Source organism: Streptomyces sp. NPDC028928 (assembly GCF_055564915.1).
Genome location: NZ_JBVHVI010000003.1, coordinates 464,526 through 486,296, shown reverse-complemented (window position 1 = coordinate 486,296; position 21,771 = coordinate 464,526). Strand labels below are relative to the sequence as shown.

At 72.6% G+C, this 21,771-nt stretch carries 22 protein-coding genes; 12 read left to right on the top strand and 10 right to left on the bottom strand.

Features of this window, described 5'->3' with window-relative positions:
* Nucleotides 1-10 precede the first annotated feature (10 nt).
* From ACZ4U1_RS11280 to hutU, 3 genes are read right to left on the bottom strand one after another with little or no spacing between them, the layout of a single operon-like run.
* Nucleotides 11-1,348 (bottom strand): formimidoylglutamate deiminase, encoded by a 1,338-nt coding sequence (locus tag ACZ4U1_RS11280; RefSeq protein ID WP_467902168.1) that lies wholly within the window; start codon nt 1,346-1,348, stop codon nt 11-13.
* Nucleotides 1,345-2,562, bottom strand: coding sequence for an allantoate amidohydrolase (locus ACZ4U1_RS11275; protein ID WP_467902167.1), 1,218 nt, complete (start codon nt 2,560-2,562; stop codon nt 1,345-1,347). Before ACZ4U1_RS11275 ends, ACZ4U1_RS11280 begins: the two co-directional genes overlap by 4 nt.
* Nucleotides 2,559-4,223 carry a urocanate hydratase gene (hutU, locus tag ACZ4U1_RS11270; protein WP_467902166.1) on the bottom strand — a complete coding sequence of 555 codons (1,665 nt, stop codon included), beginning with the start codon at nt 4,221-4,223 and terminating at the stop codon, nt 2,559-2,561. Before hutU ends, ACZ4U1_RS11275 begins: the two co-directional genes overlap by 4 nt.
* 139 nt (nt 4,224-4,362) lie before the next feature.
* Here hutU and ACZ4U1_RS11265 point away from each other — a divergent pair, with 139 nt between their 5' ends.
* From ACZ4U1_RS11265 to ACZ4U1_RS11245, 5 genes are all read left to right on the top strand, one after another.
* Complete coding sequence (locus tag ACZ4U1_RS11265) at nt 4,363-5,751, top strand: type III PLP-dependent enzyme domain-containing protein (RefSeq protein ID WP_467902164.1); 1,389 nt, start codon at nt 4,363-4,365, stop codon at nt 5,749-5,751.
* Between the two features lie 178 nt (nt 5,752-5,929).
* Nucleotides 5,930-6,313 (top strand): roadblock/LC7 domain-containing protein, encoded by a 384-nt coding sequence (locus ACZ4U1_RS11260; RefSeq protein ID WP_467902162.1) that lies wholly within the window; start codon nt 5,930-5,932, stop codon nt 6,311-6,313.
* Nucleotides 6,310-7,209: a transcriptional regulator gene (locus ACZ4U1_RS11255; protein WP_467902160.1), complete on the top strand. Its 900-nt coding sequence runs from the start codon at nt 6,310-6,312 to the stop codon at nt 7,207-7,209. Before ACZ4U1_RS11260 ends, ACZ4U1_RS11255 begins: the two co-directional genes overlap by 4 nt.
* Nucleotides 7,210-7,240: 31 nt before the next feature.
* Entirely contained in the window at nt 7,241-7,723 is a 483-nt protein-coding gene (locus ACZ4U1_RS11250) for a roadblock/LC7 domain-containing protein (protein ID WP_467902159.1), read from the top strand.
* Nucleotides 7,724-7,733: 10 nt separating this feature from the next.
* The gene (locus ACZ4U1_RS11245; protein ID WP_356156195.1) at nt 7,734-8,108 is read left to right on the top strand and encodes a roadblock/LC7 domain-containing protein; all 375 of its coding nucleotides are present in this window, start codon (nt 7,734-7,736) and stop codon (nt 8,106-8,108) included.
* 7 nt (nt 8,109-8,115) lie between these two features.
* Here ACZ4U1_RS11245 and ACZ4U1_RS11240 read toward each other — a convergent pair whose 3' ends face one another.
* Together ACZ4U1_RS11240 and ACZ4U1_RS11235 are read right to left on the bottom strand one after the other, a co-directional pair.
* Nucleotides 8,116-8,700 carry a hypothetical protein gene (locus tag ACZ4U1_RS11240; RefSeq protein ID WP_467902157.1) on the bottom strand — a complete coding sequence of 195 codons (585 nt, stop codon included), beginning with the start codon at nt 8,698-8,700 and terminating at the stop codon, nt 8,116-8,118.
* A 102-nt stretch (nt 8,701-8,802) separates the two neighbouring features.
* On the bottom strand, nt 8,803-9,645 hold the full coding sequence (locus ACZ4U1_RS11235; RefSeq protein WP_467902156.1) for a MurR/RpiR family transcriptional regulator: 843 nt from the start codon (nt 9,643-9,645) through the stop codon (nt 8,803-8,805).
* 130 nt (nt 9,646-9,775) lie between these two features.
* On the opposite strand from ACZ4U1_RS11235, the gene ACZ4U1_RS11230 reads away from it, so the two are divergent.
* Nucleotides 9,776-11,188 (top strand): purine-cytosine permease family protein, encoded by a 1,413-nt coding sequence (locus ACZ4U1_RS11230; protein ID WP_467902154.1) that lies wholly within the window; start codon nt 9,776-9,778, stop codon nt 11,186-11,188.
* Between the two features lie 10 nt (nt 11,189-11,198).
* Nucleotides 11,199-11,639, top strand: a complete 441-nt coding sequence (locus ACZ4U1_RS11225) for a hypothetical protein (RefSeq protein ID WP_467902152.1) — start codon at nt 11,199-11,201, stop codon at nt 11,637-11,639.
* Nucleotides 11,640-11,694: 55 nt separating this feature from the next.
* Here ACZ4U1_RS11225 and ACZ4U1_RS11220 read toward each other — a convergent pair whose 3' ends face one another.
* Nucleotides 11,695-12,456, bottom strand: coding sequence for an SDR family oxidoreductase (locus ACZ4U1_RS11220; protein ID WP_467902150.1), 762 nt, complete (start codon nt 12,454-12,456; stop codon nt 11,695-11,697).
* 146 nt (nt 12,457-12,602) lie between these two features.
* Here ACZ4U1_RS11220 and ACZ4U1_RS11215 point away from each other — a divergent pair, with 146 nt between their 5' ends.
* Entirely contained in the window at nt 12,603-13,451 is an 849-nt protein-coding gene (locus ACZ4U1_RS11215; RefSeq protein ID WP_467902149.1) for a helix-turn-helix transcriptional regulator, read from the top strand.
* Between the two features lie 288 nt (nt 13,452-13,739).
* Here the strand turns inward: ACZ4U1_RS11215 and ACZ4U1_RS11210 are convergent, their stop codons facing one another.
* Nucleotides 13,740-15,131 carry a cystathionine beta-synthase gene (locus tag ACZ4U1_RS11210; protein ID WP_467902147.1) on the bottom strand — a complete coding sequence of 464 codons (1,392 nt, stop codon included), beginning with the start codon at nt 15,129-15,131 and terminating at the stop codon, nt 13,740-13,742.
* A gap of 157 nt (nt 15,132-15,288) precedes the next feature.
* On the opposite strand from ACZ4U1_RS11210, the gene ACZ4U1_RS11205 reads away from it, so the two are divergent.
* The 3 genes from ACZ4U1_RS11205 to ACZ4U1_RS11195 all read left to right on the top strand — a co-directional run bounded on the left by ACZ4U1_RS11205 (nt 15,289) and on the right by ACZ4U1_RS11195 (nt 18,787).
* A complete protein-coding gene (locus tag ACZ4U1_RS11205) occupies nt 15,289-16,308 on the top strand; it encodes an SGNH/GDSL hydrolase family protein (RefSeq protein ID WP_467902145.1) in 1,020 nt (339 codons plus the stop codon).
* A gap of 141 nt (nt 16,309-16,449) precedes the next feature.
* Nucleotides 16,450-17,667: an acetyl-CoA C-acetyltransferase gene (locus ACZ4U1_RS11200; RefSeq protein WP_467902143.1), complete on the top strand. Its 1,218-nt coding sequence runs from the start codon at nt 16,450-16,452 to the stop codon at nt 17,665-17,667.
* Between the two features lie 283 nt (nt 17,668-17,950).
* The gene (locus ACZ4U1_RS11195; RefSeq protein WP_467902141.1) at nt 17,951-18,787 is read left to right on the top strand and encodes a hypothetical protein; all 837 of its coding nucleotides are present in this window, start codon (nt 17,951-17,953) and stop codon (nt 18,785-18,787) included.
* Between the two features lie 10 nt (nt 18,788-18,797).
* Here the strand turns inward: ACZ4U1_RS11195 and ACZ4U1_RS11190 are convergent, their stop codons facing one another.
* Nucleotides 18,798-19,079 (bottom strand): hypothetical protein, encoded by a 282-nt coding sequence (locus ACZ4U1_RS11190; RefSeq protein WP_467902284.1) that lies wholly within the window; start codon nt 19,077-19,079, stop codon nt 18,798-18,800.
* Between the two features lie 129 nt (nt 19,080-19,208).
* Between ACZ4U1_RS11190 and ACZ4U1_RS11185 the strand changes: the two genes are divergently transcribed.
* Nucleotides 19,209-19,439 carry a DUF4287 domain-containing protein gene (locus ACZ4U1_RS11185; protein WP_189294721.1) on the top strand — a complete coding sequence of 77 codons (231 nt, stop codon included), beginning with the start codon at nt 19,209-19,211 and terminating at the stop codon, nt 19,437-19,439.
* A 58-nt stretch (nt 19,440-19,497) separates the two neighbouring features.
* Here ACZ4U1_RS11185 and ACZ4U1_RS11180 read toward each other — a convergent pair whose 3' ends face one another.
* Both ACZ4U1_RS11180 and ACZ4U1_RS11175 read right to left on the bottom strand, forming a co-directional pair.
* Nucleotides 19,498-20,373 carry a Bax inhibitor-1/YccA family protein gene (locus ACZ4U1_RS11180; protein WP_467902138.1) on the bottom strand — a complete coding sequence of 292 codons (876 nt, stop codon included), beginning with the start codon at nt 20,371-20,373 and terminating at the stop codon, nt 19,498-19,500.
* A 163-nt stretch (nt 20,374-20,536) separates the two neighbouring features.
* Nucleotides 20,537-21,712 carry a 4-hydroxybenzoate 3-monooxygenase gene (locus tag ACZ4U1_RS11175; RefSeq protein ID WP_467902136.1) on the bottom strand — a complete coding sequence of 392 codons (1,176 nt, stop codon included), beginning with the start codon at nt 21,710-21,712 and terminating at the stop codon, nt 20,537-20,539.
* Between the last annotated feature and the right edge of the window lie 59 nt (nt 21,713-21,771).

Genomic DNA, 21,771 nt, shown 5'->3' with positions numbered 1-21,771 from the left:
TGGGTGATCGTCAGGCGCGGAGGGCTTCGACCGCCCGCGCGAGGGCGTGCGGCACGTCGGGTACGAGCGTGTGCGCCCCGTCGCGTACGACATGCCGGCCGCCCACGACCGTATGCCGCACGTCCGCCGCGCTCGCCGCGAATACGGCCGTCTCGGCGCCCAGCCCGGGCAGCGGCCCGGCCGTCCTGACCGAGTCCAGGGCGATCGTCGTCAGATCGGCGAGCGCGCCGGCCTCGATGGTGCCGGCCTCGTCCCAGCCGAGGGCGGCGTGGCCGTCGGCGGTGGCGGCCCGCAGCAGGGCGGCGGCCGTCCAGTGGCCCCGGGTGCGGGTGCGCAGCCGCTCGTTCAGCTCCATCGCGCGCGCCTCTTCGAACAGGTCGATGACGGCGTGGCTGTCGGAGCCGAGGGAGAGCGGGGAGCCGGCCCGCTGCAGGGCGACGGCCGGTCCGATGCCGTCGGCCAGGTCCCGCTCGGTCGTGGGGCACATGCAGGTGCCGGTGCCCGAGCCGCCGAGCAGCGCGATGTCCTCGTCGGTGAGGTGGGTGTTGTGCACCCCGGTGGTGCGCGGTCCGAGGACACCGTGGTCGGCGAGCAGCCGGGTGGGCGTGCGGCCGTGTGCGGCGAGGCAGGCGTCGTTCTCGGCGGTCTGCTCCGACAGGTGCACGTGCAGCGGGGCCCGCCGCTCCTGGGCCCAGCCCGCCACGGTCGCCAACTGCCCCGCGGGCACGGCCCGTACCGAGTGGATCGCCGCCCCGATCCGCGCGTGGTCCCGCTCCTTGAGAACTGCACAGCGTTCGGCCCAGGCCTCCGCGCTGCCGTCGGAGAACCGCAGCTGGTGGGTGTTGGGCGGCTCCCCGAAGCCGGAGGAGAGGTAGCAGGTGTCGAGGAGGGTGATCCGGACACCAGCCTCGGCGGCGGCCGCGATCAGCGCCTCGCCCATGGCGTTGGGGTCGGCGTAGGGGGTGCCGCCGGGGGCGTGGTGCACGTAGTGGAACTCGCCGACACAGGTGATGCCGGCGAGGGCCATCTCGGCGTACACCGCGCGGGCCAGGGCGTGGTAGGTCTCCGGGGTGAGGTGGTCGGCGACGGAGTACATCACCTCGCGCCAGGTCCAGAAGGTCCCGGAGCCGACCTGGACGGTGCCGCGCAGCGCCCGGTGGAAGGCGTGGCTGTGGGCGTTGGCGAGCCCCGGCAGCGTGAGCCCGCGCAGCACCTCGGCGCCGGGCGGCGGGGTGGGCACGCCGGTGCGGACGGCACTGATCCGCCCGTCCGCGACCTCGACGGCCACGCCCGGCTCGACGTGCGTGCCGAGCCAGGCGTGCTCCAACCAGTAGGTCCCCTTGGTCACCTGCAGGCCAGCCCTTCCAGTACGTCGGCGAGTGCGCGCACCCCGGCCACGCAGTCGTCCTCGGCCGCGAACTCGGCCGGGGAGTGCGAGACACCGGTGGGGTTGCGCACGAACAGCATGGCGGTCGGGATGCTCCCGGACAGGATCCCGGCGTCGTGTCCCGCACCGGTCCCGAGGACGGGCACCGTCAGGCCGGTGTCCTTGCCCAGGATGCGGCCGAGTTCGTCCCGCAGGGCGTGGTCGAACTCGACGACGGGGGTGAAGGACTCCCGGACGACGTCGAGGTCGATGCCGTGGGCGTCGGCGTACTCCCGGGCCGCCTTCTCGATGCCGCCCACCACCGTGTCCAGGGTGTCCTGGTCGGCGGCGCGGGAGTCGAGCCACCCGCGCACGAGGGACGGGATCGCGTTGACCCCGTTGGGCTCCACGGCGATCTTCCCGAAGGTGGCGACGGCACCGGCGAGTTCGGCCTCGCGGCGGGCGGCGAGCACGGTCTCGGCGTACGACAGCATGGGGTCGCGCCGGTCCACCAGCCGGGTGGTGCCGGCGTGGTTGGCCTCGCCTCGGAAGTCGAACCGCCACCGGCCGTGCGGCCAGATGGCGCTGGCGATACCGACCCGGTCGCCGGACAGGTCCAGCGCGCGGCCCTGTTCGACGTGCAGCTCCACGAAGGCGCCGATCCGGGCCAGCCGCTCGGGGTCGGGCCCGATGGCCTCGGGGTCGTATCCGGCGGCTTCCATGGCCCGGGGCAGGCTGATCCCGTCCCCGTCGGTGAGCCGGTGCGCCTGCTCCACGGTCAGCTGCCCGGCGGTGAGCCGGGAACCGACACAGGCGAGCCCGAAGCGGGCCCCCTCCTCGTCCCCGAAGTTGACGATGGCGAGCGGCCTCGCGAACTCCGCTCCCCGGCCGCGCAGTTCGTCCAGCGCGGCGAAGGAGGACACGACGCCGAGGGGCCCGTCGAAGGCCCCGCCGTCCGGCACGGAGTCCAGATGCGACCCGGTGACGACAGCGTCCCCGGCCGCCGGGTCACCGAGCCACGCCCACTGGTTGCCGTTCCGGTCGACCTCGTAGGCCAGTCCCCGGTCTTCGGCCTGCTGCCGGAACCAGTCCCGGCAGTCGGCGTCGGCCCCGGTCCAGGCGTAGCGACGGTAGCCGCCGGAGGCGGAGCTGCGGCCGATCGGCAGCAGCTCCGCCCACATGCTGTGGAAGGTCACGCCTGGTCACCCTCGCGCATCGGCACCCGGACCCCGCGCTCCTGCGCCACCGACTCCGCGATGTCGTACCCGGCGTCCACGTGCCGGATGACGCCCATACCGGGGTCGTTCGTCAGCACCCGCCGGATCTTCTCGCCGCCCAGCTTCGTGCCGTCGGCCACCGTCACCTGGCCGGCGTGGATGGACCGCCCCATCCCCACGCCGCCACCGTGGTGGATGGAGACCCAGGACGCACCGGAAGCGACGTTGACCATGGCGTTCAGCAGCGGCCAGTCGGCGATCGCGTCGGACCCGTCGAGCATGGCCTCGGTCTCCCGGTACGGAGAGGCGACGGACCCGCAGTCGAGGTGGTCGCGGCCGATGGCCAGCGGCGCGGCCAGCTCTCCGCTCGCCACCATGTCGTTGAACCGCTCGCCGGCCTTGTCCCGCTCGCCGTAGCCGAGCCAGCAGATGCGCGCGGGCAGCCCCTGGAAGTGGACGCGCTCGCCGGCCATCTTGATCCAGCGGGCGAGGGACTCGTTCTCGGGGAACAGCTCCAGGATCGCCTTGTCGGTCTTGGCGATGTCGGCCGGGTCGCCGGACAGGGCCGCCCAGCGGAAGGGGCCCTTGCCCTCGCAGAACAGCGGGCGGATGTAGGCGGGGACGAAGCCGGGGAAGGCGAACGCCCGGTCGTAGCCGGCCAGCTGGGCCTCGCCGCGGATGGAGTTGCCGTAGTCGAAGACCTCGGCGCCGGCGTCCATGAAGCCGACCATGGCCTCCACGTGCCGTGCCATCGACTCACGCGCGCGCGTGGTGAAGCCGGCCGGGTCCTTCGCTGCCTCGGCGGCCATGTCCTCGAAGGCGACGCCCACCGGGAGGTACGACAGCGGGTCGTGGGCGGAGGTCTGGTCGGTGACGATGTCGATGGGGGCGTTCATCGCGAGCAGCTGCGGGACCAGCTCGGCGGCGTTGCCGAGGACGCCGATGGAGAGCGGGCGCCGGGCGTCGCGGGCCTCGACCGCCAGCTGGAGCGCGTGGTCGAGACTGTCGGCCCTGACGTCGAGGTAGCGGTGCTCGATGCGGCGCTCGATGGCGCGCGGGTCGCAGTCGATGCAGATCGCGACGCCGTCGTTCATGGTGACCGCGAGCGGCTGGGCACCGCCCATGCCGCCGAGGCCGGCGGTCAGGGTGATGGTGCCGGCCAGGGTGCCGTCGAACTTCTTCGCGGCGACGGCGGCGAAGGTCTCGTAGGTGCCCTGGAGGATGCCCTGGGTGCCGATGTAGATCCAGGAGCCGGCGGTCATCTGGCCGTACATGGTCAGGCCGAGGGCCTCCAGACGGCGGAACTCCTCCCAGTTGGCCCAGTCGCCGACCAGGTTGGAGTTGGCGATGAGGACGCGCGGGGCCCACTCGTGGGTCTGCATGACGCCGACCGGGCGACCGGACTGGACCAGCATGGTCTCGTCCTGCTTGAGGGTCCTCAGGGTGCGGACCATGGCGTCGAAGGAGCGCCAGTCACGGGCGGCCTTGCCGGTGCCGCCGTAGACGACCAGCTTGTCGGGGTGCTCGGCGACCTCCGGGTCGAGGTTGTTCTGCAGCATGCGCAGAGCGGCTTCCTGCTGCCATCCCAGAGCGCTGAGTTCCGTGCCGCGCGGTGCTCGTACGGGGCGGGGTCCCGACATCGTCTGCCTCCTCCTGTGCCTACGTCTATTCACATCCTGTCGGTCTGAATAGAGCTAGTCAATACATCGGCCCGGCCACGTCCGCGCGCGGACGGTGTTTGGCTGGAAGCACCGGTAGCCGAGACAGGACGGAGAAGCCGTGGCGGAGATCGAGACGGTCGAGGACATCGGCAGCGGGGCCCGGGGCCGGGCGGCGCGGCGGGACCGGGCCGTGCGGGCGGCCGTCGCACAGGGGCTGCTGGGCCCGGACGCGGCCGTGGTGGGCCTGCTGGACGTCACCGGCATCCGGGAGTCGGCGGCGGCGCTGCGGGCGGCGTTCGAGGCGGTGACGGCGCCCGGCACCCCGGTGCTGCACGCCTTCGCGGTGAAGGCGACCCCGCTGGTGCCGGTGGTGCGACTGCTGCACGAGGCGGGCGTCGGCGCCGAGGTGGCGAGCCCCGGGGAGCTGGCCCTGGCCCGGGCGGCCGGGGTGCCGCCCGCCCGGACCGTGCTGGACTCGCCCGCGAAGACCCCGGCGGAGCTGCGCGAGGCACTGGCCCTGGGCATCGCGGTGAACGCCGACAACCCGCAGGAGCTGGACCGGCTGGACGCCCTCGTCGGCTCCGGCCCCGCCCGGTCCCCGCTCGGGCTCCGGGTCAACCCGCAGATCGGCGCCGGCGCGATCGGGGCGACCTCCACGGCGACGCGGACCTCGAAGTTCGGGGTGGCGCTGCGGGACGAGGGGGCGCGGGAGTGGGTCGTACGGGCGTACACGGAGCGGCCGTGGCTGACCCGGCTGCACGCCCACACCGGCTCGCAGGGCATCCCGCTGCCGCTGCTGGCGCGGGGTGTGGCGGAGGTGTACGCGCTGGCGGAGGAGATCAACGCGGCGGTCGGGCGGCGGCAGGTCGACACGGTCGACATCGGCGGCGGGCTGCCGGTGAACGTCGCGTCGGAGGCGACGGCACCGACGTACGCCGAGTACGCGCGCATGCTGGCCGATCAGGTGCCGGGGCTGTTCGACGGGCGGTACGGGCTGGTGACCGAGTTCGGGCGGTCGCTGCTGGCCAAGCACGGGACGGTGGTGGCCCGGGTGGAGTACACCAAGAGCGCGGGCGGGCGGCGGATCGCGGTGACGCACGCGGGCGTGCAGGTGGCGACGCGGACGGTGTACGTGCCGGGGGCGTGGCCGCTCAGGATCGCCGCGTACGACGCCGAGGGCCGGCCGAAGACGGGGCCGGAGGTGGTGCAGGACGTGGCCGGGCCGGCCTGCTTCTCGGGCGACCTGCTCGCCGAGGGGCGCGCGCTGCCGCTGCTGGAGCAGGGCGACTACGCGGCGGCGCTGGACACGGGCGCGTACTACTTCGCCCACCACTACGCCTACAACTCCCTGGCCCGGCCCGGCATCTACGGCTACGCGCCGGACGGCGCCGGGGGCGTCGCCTTCGGGGCCGTACGGGAGCCGCAGAGCCTCGCGGAGGTGGTGGCCGAATCCGGAGGGGCGCACGCGTCCGCGCTCACCACCCTCGGTGCGCCCGAGAGCCGTTGACGCGCCCCGGTCGCCCTCGAACAAATGGATCAACGGCCCTGGAACACACGTCAGTTGAGCCACACTAGTACGCCGGACGCATGTTCCACCGGAAAATGCCAAAGGCCTCACCTCCCGCACACACGTTGCGTAGTGTCGGCGTCACTCAGCCGGAGTCCCAGGCGGGAGGGGAGCCACGGTGCCCGGAATCGACGAGTGCTTGCTGGAAGCGATGCGGTTGCCCGGTGCCCGGGGAGCCGCGCTGGTGGACTGGACGAGCGGACTGGCCCTCGGCACGGTCGGGGAGGCACCCGGCGGCGATCACGAGACGATGGCCGCCGAGGCCGCCGAACTGGCCCGGATGGCCGCCGAGCACGGCACCTTCGCGGCGCGCGGTGATGAGTCGCCCCCGGTGGAGGACGTGATCATCAGCAACGGGGACAGCTACCACCTGCTGCGCTTCGTGGACACCTCCTTCGACAGCAGCGTGTTCCTGCACCTGTGGCTCGGCCGCGAGGAGGGCAACCTCGCGCTCGCCCGGATACGGCTCGGCGAGATGGCCGCCCGGCTGGTGCTGGGATGACCGTGGTCAGGACCCCTCCGCCGGCCCTGCCGGTACGGGACCGGGGAGCCACCCGCGCCCTGTCCCCGATGCTGACCCGGCTCGCCGAGGAGCGGGCCACCGGCGTCCTGGTCCGCGAACACGGCGTCCTGCACCTGGCCGAGGGCCGGGTGGTGCACGCCGAGAGCCCGCTCGCCCCCGGCCTCGACGTGCTCCTCACGGCCCACGGCACGCTCGCGGCCACCGCCTGGCAGCGGGCCGCCGCACAGACCCCGGGCCCGCTGCACGCGGCCGAACTGCTGCTGCGCTCCGGGGTGCTGCCCACGGGCGCGCTGGAGCTGTGCCACCTGGACGCGCTGTACGACGCCGGGTACTTCGCGCTGGCGCCGAGCAGCACCCCGGGCCAGTTCCGGTACGACCACACGCCCCGTCTCGGCCCGCTGCCCTCGGTCCCGGTCGTGGCGCTGGAGCGCGAGACGCTGCGCCGCCGCCTGCTGCTGCACCGGCTGTGGCCCGACCCGGCCGCCGACGGCGCCCCGCTGATCCGCGCGGACCCGGCCCCCCGCCGGGCACCGGAAGCCCGCCGGGCACCGGCGGCCCCGGAATCCCCCGGAGCCCCAAAAGCCCGGCCCGCCCAGGCCCCGGGCGGGCCCCCCGTCACCCCCCGCCAGCGCGCCGTCCTGGACCGCGTGGACGGTGTCCGCACGGCCGCCGACATCGCCCGGAACCTGGGCCGGCAGGCGTTCCACACGCTGGTCGACGTGCGCCGGCTCACGGCGGCCGGGCTGGTCGCGCCCGTGCCCACGGCATCCGCGCCGCCACCCCCGGCACCGGCACCGGCACCGGCCCACCCGGTCGTCACCGACCCCGACATCGCGCTGCTGAAGAGGCTCAGGGATGCGCTGGAGGCGCTTTGAACGGCACCGCCCCGCCGAGAGGAGACAGCTGATGGTGGCCGAAGACGACCTGCGGACCGTCCTGGAGGAGCTGCACCGGCTGCGCACCCGGGTGCCCCAGCTCACCGGCGCCCTCGCGGCCGGCGTGGACGGCCTCGTCGTCGCCCACGACACCCCCGGGGTCGACCCGGAGGGCCTGGCCGCGCTCACCGCCGCCGCGCTCGGCGTCGCCGTGCGGATCAGCGACCACACCGGGCACGGCGGCTTCCGGGAGCTGCTGGTGCGCGGCGAGCGCGGCTACGTCGCCACCTACGCGGCCGGCCGCACCGCCGTACTGACGCTGCTCGCCCAGGACCGGGTCAACGTCGGCCGGCTGCACCTGGAGGGCCGCCGGGCCGGCGCCCGCATCGGGGAGCTGCTGGACGCCGCCGAGGCCGTACGCCCGCTCCCGGGAACCACCGCCCCCGCACGCACCCGCACTCCTCGCGCGTCCCGCACCACGGCCGCCGAGGCGCGCACCGCAACCGACATCTGAGAGGACCACCATGGCCAACACCGAGACCGCGCTGAAGGAAGCCCTCACCTCCATCGAGGGCGCCACCGGCGTCGCACTCGTCGACTACACCAGCGGAATGGCGCTGGGCACGATGGGCGGCAGCAAGACCTTCGACCTGAACGTGGCCGCCGCCGGCAACACCGACGTCATCCGCGCCAAGATGCGCACGATGGAGATGCTGGGCCTCAAGGGCGGCATCGAGGACATCCTGATCACCCTGTCCGACCAGTACCACCTGATCCGCCTGCTCAGCAGCCGTGGCGGCAACGGCCTGTTCCTGTACCTGGTCCTCGACTCCGGCCGGGCCAACCTGGCGATGGCCCGGCACCAGTTGAAGAAGATCGAGGAGGAACTGGAGGTCTGACGGCGGCTCAGACGAGCGCCGCGGTACGGCGGCGGGCCCCGCCCGGGGCCGCGTCGCCGGCCGCGATGCCCGTACCGCGCAGACCCTTCACGGCCTTGCCGGCCGGACGCCCGCCGCGCCGGTCGAGCCAGTCGACGCGCACCCACAGCAGCGTCTCCCCGGTCCGCTCCAGCCGCCCGAGCCAGGCGGCCTTCAGCCGCAGTCCGGTGCCGAGCCCGGCCAGCAGCATGCCGCCGGCCGCGGGCACCGCGAAGGCGGAGCCCAGCGCGGCCGCCCAGCCCAGCAGCAGCCACCAGCGGTGCCCCCGGCGCCAGGTGCGCACGGTCACCGCCCGGTCCTGCAGCACGTCGTACTTGCCCGCGCGGGCCGCTCCGCGGGCGAGGGCGGTGTACCGGCCACGCCGGACCAGCGCCACGGCGGCCGCGCCGGCCAGGAACAGCACGGCCCCGGCCAGCACGCCGATCCGGCGCCCGGTCACTCCCTGCGGTACGGCCCCGATCCCCGCGGCGACCACACCGAGCCACCACAGCGGGGCCGCGCCCGCCCGTACGACGACGGCCACCCGAGCCAGTCCCTGTCCTCCGCGCGCCACGTCAGCCTCCCGTGTCACGTGTCCACAGCGCTTGTGTCCCGTAGGGAAGCTAATAGCAGAACGTGAGACGAATCTGAGAGCGGCGGGGCCCGGTCATCCGGCTCACTCGACGAACAGCCCGCGGGCCGCCGCCTTCGCGTCGAACTCCTCCAGGCGGGCCTGGGCCTCCGGCAGGTCGTCACAGAGGGCCTCCAGCAGCACCCGGCCGAGCAGCATCGGCGCGCACGCGGTGTCGAAGGCCAGCCCGGTGCCGACGGCGGCGGGCAGCAGCAGGTCGGAGTACTTGGCGACCGGCGCGAACGCCGAGTCGGCGACCGTGACCACGGTCAGGCCCGCGTCCTTGGCGTAGGCGAGGGTGTCCACGACCTCGCGGGGATGCCGGGGCAGGGCGAAGCAGAGCAGGGCGGTGGCGCCCGCGCGGACGGCGGCGTCGACGCGGTCCTGGATCATCGTGCCGCCCTCGTGGAGCAGCCGGACGTCCGGGTGGACCTTGGCGGCGAAGTACGCGAAGCCGTAGGCCTGGGAGGCGGCGGCGCGCAGGCCCAGCACCGGCAGCGGGCGGGAGGCGGCGAGGATCCGGCCGGCCTTCTGCACCGGGCGCGGGTCCGCGAGCAGCTCGGCGAGGTGCTTCAGGTTCTCGATCTCGGCCTCGACGGCCTGCTGGTACTCGTTGTACGCGGAGGCCTCGGCGGCCGGCTCGGCCGGGACGACCTCGCGCAGGTGCCGGCGCAGCGCCGGGTAGCCGTCGAAGCCAAGGGCGACCGCGAACCGGGTCACCGACGGCTGGCTGACCCCGGCCAGTTCGGCCAGCTCCACGCTGGACAGAAAGGGCACGTCGGCGGCCCGGCGCACCATGCTGTGCGCGATGCGGCGCTGGGTCGGCGTGAGCCGGTGGCCCTCGAAGAGCGCCTGCAAACGGTTGGCAGGGCTGTCGCTCGCGCTCATGACGTACTCCCCCTCCAGATCTCCTCGACGCCCCGGGAGAGTACAGCGCCGAGGCATTGACAAACACCGGCCGTCTATTCAGACAGTGTGTCGCTGCATACCGTTATACAGCCCAGCGTGGGGAGTACGCATGGCACAGCTCGTGGAACTGCGCTCCATCGACGTCGTCCCGGACGAGGAACGGCACGGCACGGCGTTCAGTCAGTTCACGCTCTGGCTCGGCGCCAACCTGCAGATCACGGCCGTCGTCACGGGCGCCTTGGCGGTCGTCTTCGGCGGGGACGTGGTCTGGTCGGTCGTCGGCCTGCTGCTCGGCAACCTGCTCGGCGGCGCCGTGATGGCCCTGCACTCCGCGCAGGGCCCGCGCCTCGGCCTGCCGCAGATGATCCAGTCGCGGGCCCAGTTCGGGGTGCGCGGGGCGGTCGTACCGCTGCTGCTGGTGATCGTCATGTACGTCGGCTTCTTCGCGTCCGGCAGTGTGCTCGCCGGGCAGGCGGTGGGCGAGCTGACGCACACGAACGACACCACCGGGATCATCGTCTTCGCGGCCGTCACGGCGGTCACGGCGACCGTCGGCTACCGGGTCATCCATGCCCTCGGCCGCGTCGCGAGCTTCATCTGCGCGCTCGCCTTCGTCTATCTCGCCGTACGCCTCCTGGACCGCGCCGACGCCTCCGCGCTGCTGCACGACGCGCACTTCTCGCTGCCGGTGTTCCTGCTGGCGATGTCCCTGTCGGCGTCCTGGCAGCTGGCGTTCGGGCCGTACGTGGCGGACTACTCGCGCTATCTGCCGCGTACGACGTCCACGAAGGCCACCTTCTGGTGGACGCTGTCCGGCTCGGCCCTGGGCAGCCAGTGGTCCATGACCTTCGGGGTGCTGGTCGCGGCCACGGCCGGCGAGAAGTTCCTGGACAGCCAGGTCGGTTATGTCGTCGCCCTCGGCGGCACCGGCCTGGCCGCGTCGTTCTTCTCCTTCGTCATCGCGCTCGGCAAGCTCACCGTCAACGTCCTCAACACCTACGGCGGTTTCATGTCGATGGTGACGAGCGTGAGCGGCTTCCGCGGGCAGCGGCGGCTGTCCCGGGCGGGCCGTGCGGCGTACATCGGGCTGGTGATGGTCGCCGGCACCGCGGTGGCCCTGCTGGGCAAGGACGGCTTCCTGTCCTCCTTCAAGGAGTTCCTGCTGTTCCTGCTGACGTTCTTCACGCCCTGGTCGGCGATCAACCTGGTCGACTACTACCTGATCTCCAGGGAGCGGTACGACCTCGAGGCCCTCGCCGACCCCGATGGCCGCTACGGCTCCTGGCGCTGGGACGCCCTCGCCGTCTACGCGGCCGGACTCCTCGCCCAGCTCCCGTTCCTCGCCACGGGCTTCTACACCGGCCCGCTGGTGGACCCGCTGGGCGGCGCGGACATCTCCTGGATCGTCGGCCTGGCCGTACCCGCGCTGCTGTACTGGCTGGTCGCGCGCGGGAACGCGGAGACCCTCCCGGGCCCCGACCGGGGGGTTAGCCCCAGTGCGGCGGAGCGGACCGCTCCCTAGGCTGACCGGTATGAGCACACTCGATCCGCGGGACGCCGATCTCAGGACGGACCCCGACCTCCGGAAGGACCTGGACGCGACCGTGCGGGTCCGCCGGGAGCTGGGCGACGACTACGACTCCGCCCTGGTGGAGTCCTTCCTGGAGAAGGCCGGGCAGCGGATCGACGACGCGGTGGACCGCCGGGTGCGCAGGCAGCTGGCCGAACGGCAGATGGCGACGGCCCGCGAGACCCGGCGCCCGGCGCCGGCCGACTCCTGGACCGAGCGCTACGGCTTCGCCCTGATCACGCTGGTCCTGGCGATCCCGCTGTCCGCGATCGCCGGCGCCTTCGCCGGGCTCACCGGGATGGTGGTCACCTGGATCGGCATCGTCGGCGTCAACGCGGTCCAGGCGGTGCGGCTCAACCCGGAGCTGTTCGCCGGCCGCGACCGTTCCGCAGCGGACGACTGACCGCCCCCGGACGTCACGTGACCGCCCCCGGACGTCACGTGACCGCCCCGGGACGTCACGCCTGCCGGGTCGGCAGCACCATGATCTGGCGCAGGTTGACGTGCCGGGGCCGGCTGGTGGCGTAGGCGACGACGTCGGCGACCTCCGCCGCGGAGAGCCCGCCGATCGCCCCGAACATCTCCTCCAGCTGCCCGGACAGCTCCGCGCTGCCGACGTGCGTCTTCAGCTCGGTCTCCGTCAGCCCCGGCTCGATGTTGGTGACCCGGACGTCCCGCGGGCCCAGCTCGCCGCGCAGCGACTGCGACAGATAGGTGACGGCCGCCTTGGTCGCCCCGTACACCGCGTAGTTGGGGAAGGTGACGTGGGCGCCGATGGAGGAGATGTTCACCAGGTCGGCGGTGCGTCCCTGGGCCGCGGCGGCCAGCAGGTCGGCGGTGAAGGCGCGGATCATCCGCAGCACCCCGGTGACGTTGGTGTCGAGCATCCGCTGCCACTCCTCGATCCGGCCTTCCTCGACCGGGTTCGGCAGCATGACGCCGGCGTTGTTGACGACGAGGTCGACGGCGCCGAACGCCTCGTGGATCCGGTCCCGGGCAGCCTCCACGGAGCCGTCGTCGGTGACGTCGGCGGCCACCGCGAGCGCCTCGCCGCCCTCCGCCCGGATCTTCTCCACCAGCGCCTGGAGCCGGTCCGCGCGCCGGGCGAGCAGCGCCACCCGGGCGCCCTCCGCGGCCAGTTGCAGGGCGACGGCCTCGCCGATCCCGCTGGCGGCTCCGGTGACGACGGCGGTACGGCCGGACAGGTTCTCGTACGACATGGTGTCCCCTCGGTAGCGCTCGCCGGGGCGGCTCCCCGGCGGCTGACACCACTCTCACCGCGGCCGGCCGTCGTACCCAGGGATGTGCTTTTCCTGGGTCTGCCAGTACCAGGATGGCACCGGCCCGCTCCCCTACGATCGGGCCCATGGACGGGGACTGGACCGAAGCAGAGGTGGGCGACTTCCTGCGCTCACGCCGCGCCCGCATCCGGCCGGAGGAGGTCGGGCTGCCCGCGTACGGGCGGCGCCGGGTGCCGGGCCTGCGCCGCGAGGAGGTGGCCCAGCTCGCGGGCGTGAGCGTCGACTACTACATCCGGCTGGAACAGGGCCGGGGCACGAGCGTGTCGGACGCCGTCCTGGACGCGGTCGCGCGGGTGCTGCGGCTGGACGAGACCGAGCACACCTACCTGCGTACGGTGGCCCGCCCCCGCCGGCGCCGGCGCAACCCCGCGCCCGCCGCGCCCCGCGTCCGCCCCGGCGTCCAGATCCTCCTCGACGGCATGGAGCGCAACCCGGCGTTCGTGATCGGCCGCCGTATGGAGGTGCTGGCCTGGAACGCGCTCGGCGACGCGGTGAACGGCTTCAGCCGCCTGGCAGCGGCCGAACGGAACATGCCCCGGCAGGTCTTCCTCGACCCCGCCGCCCGGGACCTCTACCCCGAGTGGGCCGCCGTGGCCGCGCAGACGGTCTCCCACCTGCGCCTCAACGCGGGCCGGTACGCCGACGACCCGGGCCTGTGCGCACTGGTCGGCGAACTCTCCCTGAAGAGCGAGGACTTCCGCCGGCTGTGGGCGGACCACGAGGTCAAGGAGTGCGCGTACGGCGTGAAAAAGGTACGGCACCCGGTCGCGGGCCTGCTGACCCTGCCGTACGAGACCCTGACCGTCCCGGCGGACCCGGACCAGACGATCGTGGTGTACACACCGGAGCCGGGCTCGGAGACGGCGGAACGGCTCGCCCTGCTGGGCAGTTGGGAATCGAGCACCGCTCGCTGAGAGGAATTGCGCGGGGACCGCCGCACCCCCGTTGCCGGGGGGCGGGACGACGGCGGTCCCCGCGAGGGACGCGGGCCGGGTCAGAACCGGGCCCCCGCGTCCGTGGCGTCCTTGGAGGTCCGGGAGCCGCTCCGGAGGTCCTTGGCGCCGTTCGGCGCCGGCCGGGGAGGGGAGCCGCTCCCTCCCTGCCGACACCCACTAATGTGCCGGACCCGTGTTAAGCCGGTGCTGCGTGCACGTGACACGCTCGTACACCTTCCGCGAACCCCGCGCCTCGCCCCAAGTCGGCTACTTGTTGCCGCCCTTGGCGAGGAAGGCCAGCAGGTCCTGACGGCTGATCACACCGGTGGGCTTGCCCTCGACCAGGACGATCGCCGCGTCCGCCGAGCCCAGCACCTGCATCAGGTCGCCGACCGGCTCACCGGAGCCGACCTGCGGCAGCGGGGGGCACATGTGCTTCTCCAGCGGGTCCTCCAGCGAGGCCCGCTTGCTGAACAGGGCGTCGAGCAGCTCCCGTTCCACGACCGAGCCGACGACCTCGGCGGCCATGACGTCCGGGTGGCCGGCGCCCGGCTTGACGACGGGCATCTGCGAGACGCCGTACTCGCGCAGCACCTCGATGGCCTGGCCGACGGTTTCGTCCGGATGCATGTGCACCAGGGACGGGATGGTGCCGCCCGCCTTGTCGTTCAGCACGTCGGCGACGCGGGCACTCGGGCCCTCGTCCTCCAGGAAGCCGTAGTCGGCCATCCACTCGTCGTTGAAGATCTTGCTGAGGTAACCGCGGCCGCTGTCCGGCAGGAGCACCACCACGACGTCGTCCGGGCCGAGCCGTTCGGCGACCTTCAGCGCGGCCACGACGGCCATGCCGCAGGAGCCGCCCACCAGCAGGCCCTCCTCCTTGGCCAGCCGGCGGGTCATCTGGAAGGAGTCCTTGTCGGAGACGGCGACGATCTCGTCCGCCACGGTGCGGTCGTAGGCGGTCGGCCAGAAGTCCTCGCCCACGCCCTCGACCAGGTACGGCCGGCCGGAGCCGCCGGAGTACACCGAGCCCTCGGGGTCGGCGCCGATGACCTTGACCTTCCCCTGGCTGGCCTCCTTCAGGTAGCGGCCGGTGCCGGAGATGGTGCCGCCGGTGCCGACGCCCGCCACGAAGTGGGTGATCTTCCCCTCGGTCTGCTCCCACAGCTCGGGGCCGGTCGAGTGGTAGTGCGAGAGCGGGTTGTTGGGGTTGGAGTACTGGTCGGGCTTCCAGGCGCCCGGGGTCTCACGGACGAGCCGGTCGGACACGTTGTAGTAGGAGTCCGGGTGCTCCGGCGCCACGGCGGTCGGGCACACGACGACCTCGGCGCCGTACGCGCGCAGCACGTTGATCTTGTCGGTGCTCACCTTGTCGGGGCAGACGAAGATGCACTTGTAGCCCTTCTGCTGGGCCACGATGGCAAGCCCCACACCGGTGTTGCCACTGGTCGGCTCGACGATCGTGCCGCCCGGCTTCAGCTCGCCGCTCTGCTCGGCGGCCTCGATCATGCGCAGGGCGATACGGTCCTTCACCGATCCGCCGGGGTTGAAGTACTCCACCTTCGCCAGGACGGTCGCCTGGATTCCCTTGGTCACGCTGTTGAGCTTCACCAGCGGGGTGTTGCCGACGAGGCTGATCATCGAGTCGTGGAACTGCACCGTTGTCTCCGGTCGCTGCAAAAGAAGTGTTCGTAGTGGTGCCGCCAGCCTACGGCCCCGCGTGCGGCGGGGGAGGTCGTTCACTCCCGGTTGAGATTGACGCACGGTCCGTACGGGGCAAGGAGTGTGTACGGCTACGAGGAGGTGGCGGCGACGCATGACGAGCATGTCGAGGGCGCGGGTGGCCCGGCGCATCGCGGCCGGGGCGGCGTACGGCGGGGGCGGGGTCGGACTGGTCGGCGCGGCCGTCGTCGGGCTGGTGCTGGCGGAGGTACGGCTCGCGCGGCGCCATGTGGGCAACGGCAGCGGCGGCCGGGTTCCGGTGGCCGACGGGGTGTACGGCCACGCGTACGACATCCCCGGCGAGCAGCCCCTCCGCCTGACCATGCTCGGCGACTCCACGGCGGCGGGGCAGGGCGTGCACCGGGCGGGGCAGACCCCGGGGGCGCTGCTGGCCTCCGGTCTCGCGGCGGTGGCCGAACGCCCGGTGGAGCTGCGGAACGTGGCGGTGCCCGGGGCCCAGTCCGACGACCTGGACCGCCAGGTGGCCCTCGTCCTGTCCTCTCCCACCCCCGTCCCGGACATCTGCGTGATCATGATCGGGGCGAACGACGTGACCCACCGGATGCCGCCGACCCGCTCGGTACGGCACCTGTCGGCGGCGGTACGACGGCTGCGCACGGCCGGTGCGGAGGTGGTGGTCGGCACCTGTCCCGACCTCGGCACGATCGAGCCGGTGCAGCAGCCGCTGCGGTGGCTGGCCCGGCGGGCGTCCCGGCAACTGGCGGCGGCGCAGACGATCGGGGTGGTGGAGCAGGGCGGGCGCACGGTGTCGCTGGGCGACCTGCTCGGCCCCGAGTTCGAGGCGAACCCGCGGGAATTGTTCGGGCCGGACAACTACCACCCCTCGGCCGAGGGCTACGCGACCGCGGCGATGGCGGTCCTCCCGACGGTGTGCGCCGCGCTGGGTCTGTGGCCGGCGGAGGAGGAGCGGCCGGACGTGTCGCGCCGCGAGGGCTTCCTGCCGGTGGCGCGGGCGGCGGCGGAGGCCGCGTCGGAGGCGGGCACGGAGGTGACGGCGGCGATGCCGACGGGCCCGCGGGGACCGTGGGCGTTGCTGAAGCGCAGGCGCCGGCGGCGGGTACCCGAGGCGGAGCCGGCCACCCGGCCGCTCTGACCGCGCTCCCCACGGCGGCCGGAGCCAAGCAAGCGCTTAGACAATTGCGGTCAGTGTCACACCGCCACACCGGTGACCTGGGCCATACGTACGGGTAACTTCCCAACCAGCCCTGCCCAACCCCCTTCCACTGGAGCCGTGATGCCCGAAGCCGTCATCGTCTCGACCGCCCGCTCCCCCATCGGCCGCGCGAACAAGGGCTCCCTGAAGGACCTGCGCCCCGACGACCTCACCGCCACGATCATCCAGGCCGCGCTCGCCAAGATCCCCGAGCTGGACCCCCGGGAGATCGACGACCTGATGCTCGGCTGCGGCCTCCCCGGCGGCGAGCAGGGCCACAACCTCGGCCGGATCGTCGCCGTACAGATGGGCATGGACCACCTGCCGGGCTGCACGATCACCCGGTACTGCTCGTCCTCCCTGCAGACCTCCCGCATGGCGCTGCACGCCATCAAGGCCGGCGAGGGCGACGTCTTCATCTCGGCCGGTGTCGAGATGGTCTCCAGCTACCGCAACGGCAGCTCCGACATGCCGGGCACCTACAACCCGCTGTTCGCCGAGGCGCAGGCCCGCACCGAGTCCGTCGCCCAGCAGGAGGGCACGACCTGGCACGACCCGCGCGAGGACGGCCTGCTGCCCGACCCGTACATCGCCATGGGCCAGACCGCCGAGAACCTGGCCCGCGCCAAGGGCGTCACCCGCCAGGAGATGGACGAGTTCGGCGTCCGCTCGCAGAACCTCGCCGAGGAAGCCATCAAGAACGGCTTCTGGGAGCGCGAGATCACCCCGGTCACGCTGCCCGACGGCACGGTGGTCAGCAAGGACGACGGCCCGCGCGCCGGCGTCACCCTGGAGGCCGTGCAGGGTCTGAAGCCGGTCTTCCGCCCGGACGGGCTCGTCACCGCCGGCAACTGCTGCCCGCTCAACGACGGCGCCGCCGCGCTCGTCATCATGTCCGACACCAAGGCCCGCGAGCTGGGCCTGACCCCGCTCGCCCGGATCGTCTCCACCGGTGTCTCCGGCCTCTCCCCCGAGATCATGGGCCTCGGCCCGGTCGAGGCGAGCAAGCAGGCCCTCCAGCGCGCCGGTCTGACCATCGACGACATCGACCTGGTCGAGATCAACGAGGCCTTCGCCGCCCAGGTGATCCCGTCGTACCGGGACCTCGGCATCGACATCGACAAGCTGAACGTCAACGGTGGCGCCATCGCCGTCGGCCACCCCTTCGGCATGACGGGCGCCCGCATCACCGGCACCCTCATCAACTCGCTCCAGTGGCACGACAAGCAGTTCGGCCTGGAGACGATGTGCGTCGGCGGCGGCCAGGGCATGGCGATGGTCATCGAGCGCCTCAGCTGACCCACCGTCCGTAGCGAGCCACGCACGGTACGTCGCAGAAGGGCCCGGAACCCGGGAAACACCACGGTTCTGGGCCTTTTCGTGATCCAATCTCCCCCAGGATGTGACCTATCTCGCTCGCCCTGCACATCGGTGCAGGTCAGCGCGGGTCGGCAGGGCGTACGGCGACAGCACGAACCCACAGTCCTGTCCGTTTCGTGACGTTACGCACTGACAGCTGGATAGTCCGCCCTTCAAGCTGATGTAGGAAGTCGGGGGTCGACTTTGAACCAGGAGTACGTCAGTGAGCGCCATGCCTATCGCCCTGCTGCTCACCACGGCAGCCACCGGCGCCGTGGGCGTCGCCGTCCTGCGCACCGTCTGGAAGCTGCGCCGCCAGCTCACCGAGCTGCAGCGGCAGCTCGCCGCTGACCAGGCGGCCACGACGCGCGCCCTGCTGCCGAACGCCCGTGGCACCGCCGACGCCGAGCAGATACGCGCGGCCGTGGCCGCGGCGCTCGCCGAGGAGCGGGAGCGCGAGCTGGCCGAGGCCCGTGCCTTCTGGGCGGCGCAGGAGGCCCGTGACGCCTCCGACACCCCCTCGCTGTACGGCCTGCCCGAGGTCGACGTCTTCCTGCCCCGGCAGGCGGACTTCGTGGGCCTGGAGCCGCTGGAGCCGGTGTCCGAGCCGGGCGTCGACGCCGACGACTTCGCCGGGGGCACCCCCTCCGGGGCGTCCGGGACCTCCGGGGTCTCCGGGGGCGAGTCACCCGAACTGGCCGCGGCCCGCCGTCGGCACCCCTCGCACCCCGACTTCGTCCCGGTGCAGTCGCCGGCCGTGAACGACCACGAGCGCACGGTGACCACCCTGGAGGAGCTGGCCGCCGACCGCGTCGAACTCTCCGACGTCCGCCCCGGCCCGCTCGGCACCCTCGACGTCTACGTCTTCGCCGACGGCACCACCCTGTGCATGACCCCCGGCCACCGCGAGACGGCGGAACAGCTGGCGGCGGCCCTGGAGTCGGGCGAGACCCCGTACCTCCTGGGCGGTTCGGGCATCTCGGGCGCGTACACGCTGACGTTCGCGTGCGGCGAGGAGATGGTCTACATCCTGGCGGACCGCGTCATCGCCTCCCTGTAGGGCAGCGCACTCAGACCCCCGCCCGCTGCCGCGCCTCCTCCACCAACCGCACGGCCTCGGCGACCTGGTCCTCACTGCGCAGCACGACCGCGAGGTCGTGCGCGGCGACGAGGATCTGATCGGCGGCGGCGAACATACCGGCGTCCGGCATCTCCCGGGGCTCGCGCTCCGGCTCTTCCATCAGCTGGGCCCGCCGGGAGAGTTCCCGGGCCACGGCCAAGGCCTCGGCGGCAGCGCCTCGTTGGAGCCGGCTCTGCGGCGCCGCCCGCAACCGGTCGGCGAAGTGATCCACTGCTTGGGTCAAGGGCGTCGTATCAACCACCCGCCGAGCGTAACGCGCCGCACTGTTGCCAATACGCGAACGCTCAGGCACGGTGACGTGAAGGACCGGCTTACATCCCCTTTGCGTTCGGAGGCGCCGATGTCCCACGTCTTCTCCGAGGAGACCCACCGCAATCTGCTCGCCCGCATCCCGCACTGCACCGGTCGTGAGATCTCCGACTGGCTGCGCACCGTCGAAGAAGGCCCGGCACTCTTCCGCTTCGAGGAGAAGGTCAGCTGGCTCCGGCACGAGTACGACCTGGCGTACGGCCACGCCAAGGCGATCGTGCACGAGTACGACCTGAGGAGGGCGGCGCGCAAGCTGCTCTGAACGGCACAGGGCCCCGGGCGGATCGCCCGGGGCCCTGCCGGTGACCGGCGCTCGCGCGCTAGTCGTTGCTGCTGAAGATCGCCACCAGCCGCAGCATCTCCACGTAGATCCACACCAGGGTCATGGTGAGGCCGAACGCGGCGAGCCAGGACTCCTTGCGCGGGGCGCCGTAGGCGATGCCGTCCTCGATCTGCTTGAAGTCGAGGGTCAGGAAGAACGCGCCGAGCAGGATCGCGATGATGCCGACGACCGCGCCGAGCGGCCCGAAGCTGCGCAGTCCGCCGTCCTCGGCGACGCCGAAGGCGACCAGCAGCAGGTTGATCGCCATGACCACCATGAAGGCGATCGCGATGGCGATACCGATGCGGGCGTAGCGCGCGGTGACGCGGATCCAGCCGGCCTTGTAGACCAGCAGGGTGGCACCGGAGACCGCCATGGTGCCGAGCACCGCCTGGAAGGGCGCGCCGCTCCACCGGCTGTTGAACATCTCGCTGAAGACGCCGAGGAAGACGCCCTCGAAGGCGGCGTACCCGAGGATCAGCGCGGGGGACGGGGTGCGCTTGAAGCTCTGGACCATCGCCAGGACGAACGCGATGAGCGCGGCGCCGACGGCCAGGCCGTAGCTGGTGCCCGAGACCGGCAGCAGCGCCCAGGCGAGGACGGCGCCGACGGCGACCGTGCCGAGCGTGATGGCCGAGCGGACGACGACGTCGTCCATGGTCATCCGGTCGGTGGTGGCCGGGGCCTGCGGCGGGGCGCCGTACTGGACGTCACCCTGCGCGTACGGGTTCTGGGCGTACGGATTCTGTGCGTAGGGGTTCTGCGCGTAGGGGTTGCCCTGTGCGTACCCGGCCTGCGGTGCGGTGTTGAAGCCGGCGTAGCCGTTGTCGCGGCTGAACCCCCGTCGCGAGAAGACCGGGTTGCTGCTCCTCATTTCACTCCTCCATGGCTGCCGAGCGCAGCCTTGGCTCAAGAGTAATGGATTGGCAAAGGATCGACCATGATACTTGAGTAGGATCTTCCCTCTCCGGATCTTTCCCCTGCCATGCTGCGCAACACGCTACGCGCAGGCCTGATTCCCGGCCACGGACGGACGGCTAACCGAGCGGAAACCCTGTGTACGCCTCGGCCAGATCGGTCTCGGCCGCCCGGGAGGAGGTGATCCGCTCCAGCCGGGCCAGCTGGAGGCGGGCGTCGAAGGCGGTGGCGTCCGGGGCGCGGTGCAGCAGGGTCGTCATGTCGTGGGAGAACCGCTCGGCCTGCCAGACCCGGCGCAGACAGGTGGCGGAGTAGGCGTCGAGGAGGTCCGGGGAGCCGGTCTCCTTCTCGTGGACGAGGGCCCGGGCGAGGGTGACGACGTCGCCGACGGCGAGGTTCAGCCCCTTGGCACCGGTGGGCGGCACGATGTGGGCGGCGTCGCCGGCGAGGAAGAGCCGGCCGTGCCGCATCGGCTCGTGCACGAAGGAGCGCATGGGCGTGACCGACTTCTGGGTGACGGGCCCGCGCTCCAGCCGCCAGCCGTCGTCCGTCTCGAACCGCCGCTCCAGCTCGTCCCAGATCGCCTCGTCGTCCCACTCCTCGGCCTTCGTCCCCGCGGGCACCTGGAGATAGAGCCGGGAGACGGCGGGCGACCGCATCGACAGCAGGGCGAAGCCGCGCTCGTGGCGGGCGTAGATGAGTTCGTCGTGCGAGGGGGCGACGTCGGCGAGGATGCCGAGCCAGGCGTAGGGGTAGGCCCGCTCGAACACCCGGGACACCTCGCTCGGGAACGCCTTGCGGGCCACCCCCCAGAACCCGTCACAGCCCACGACGTACTCGCACTCCAGCACGTCCTCGCTCCCCCGGTACCGAAAGGGGACCCGCACCCGCTCTCCCTCCGCCCCCTCCACCGCGAGCGCCTCGGCCCCGAACAACAGCGTCCCGCCCTCCCGCACCTGGAACGCGATCAGGTCCTTGCAGACCTCGGTCTGGGCGTAGACGGTCACGGACCGCCCGCCGGTGAGCGCGGGAAAGTCGACACGGTGCCGACGCCTCCCGAACCGGAGCTCGATGCCGTCGTGCCGCATCCCCTCCCGCTCCATCCGCTCCCCGGCCCTCACGGCTCGCAGCACATCGACGGTCCCCTGCTCCAGGATCCCGGCCCGCTGCCGCTGCTCGACATAGCCCCGGTCCCGGCTCTCCAGCACGACCGACTCGACCCCGGCCCGGTACAGCAACCGCGCGAGCAACAGCCCGGCGGGCCCCGCCCCGATGATCCCCACGGTGGTACGCATCGCCCGTCCCCTTCTCCGCCACCGACCCCGCCGGTGTTCGTAGAGTGAAATTTCTTTCA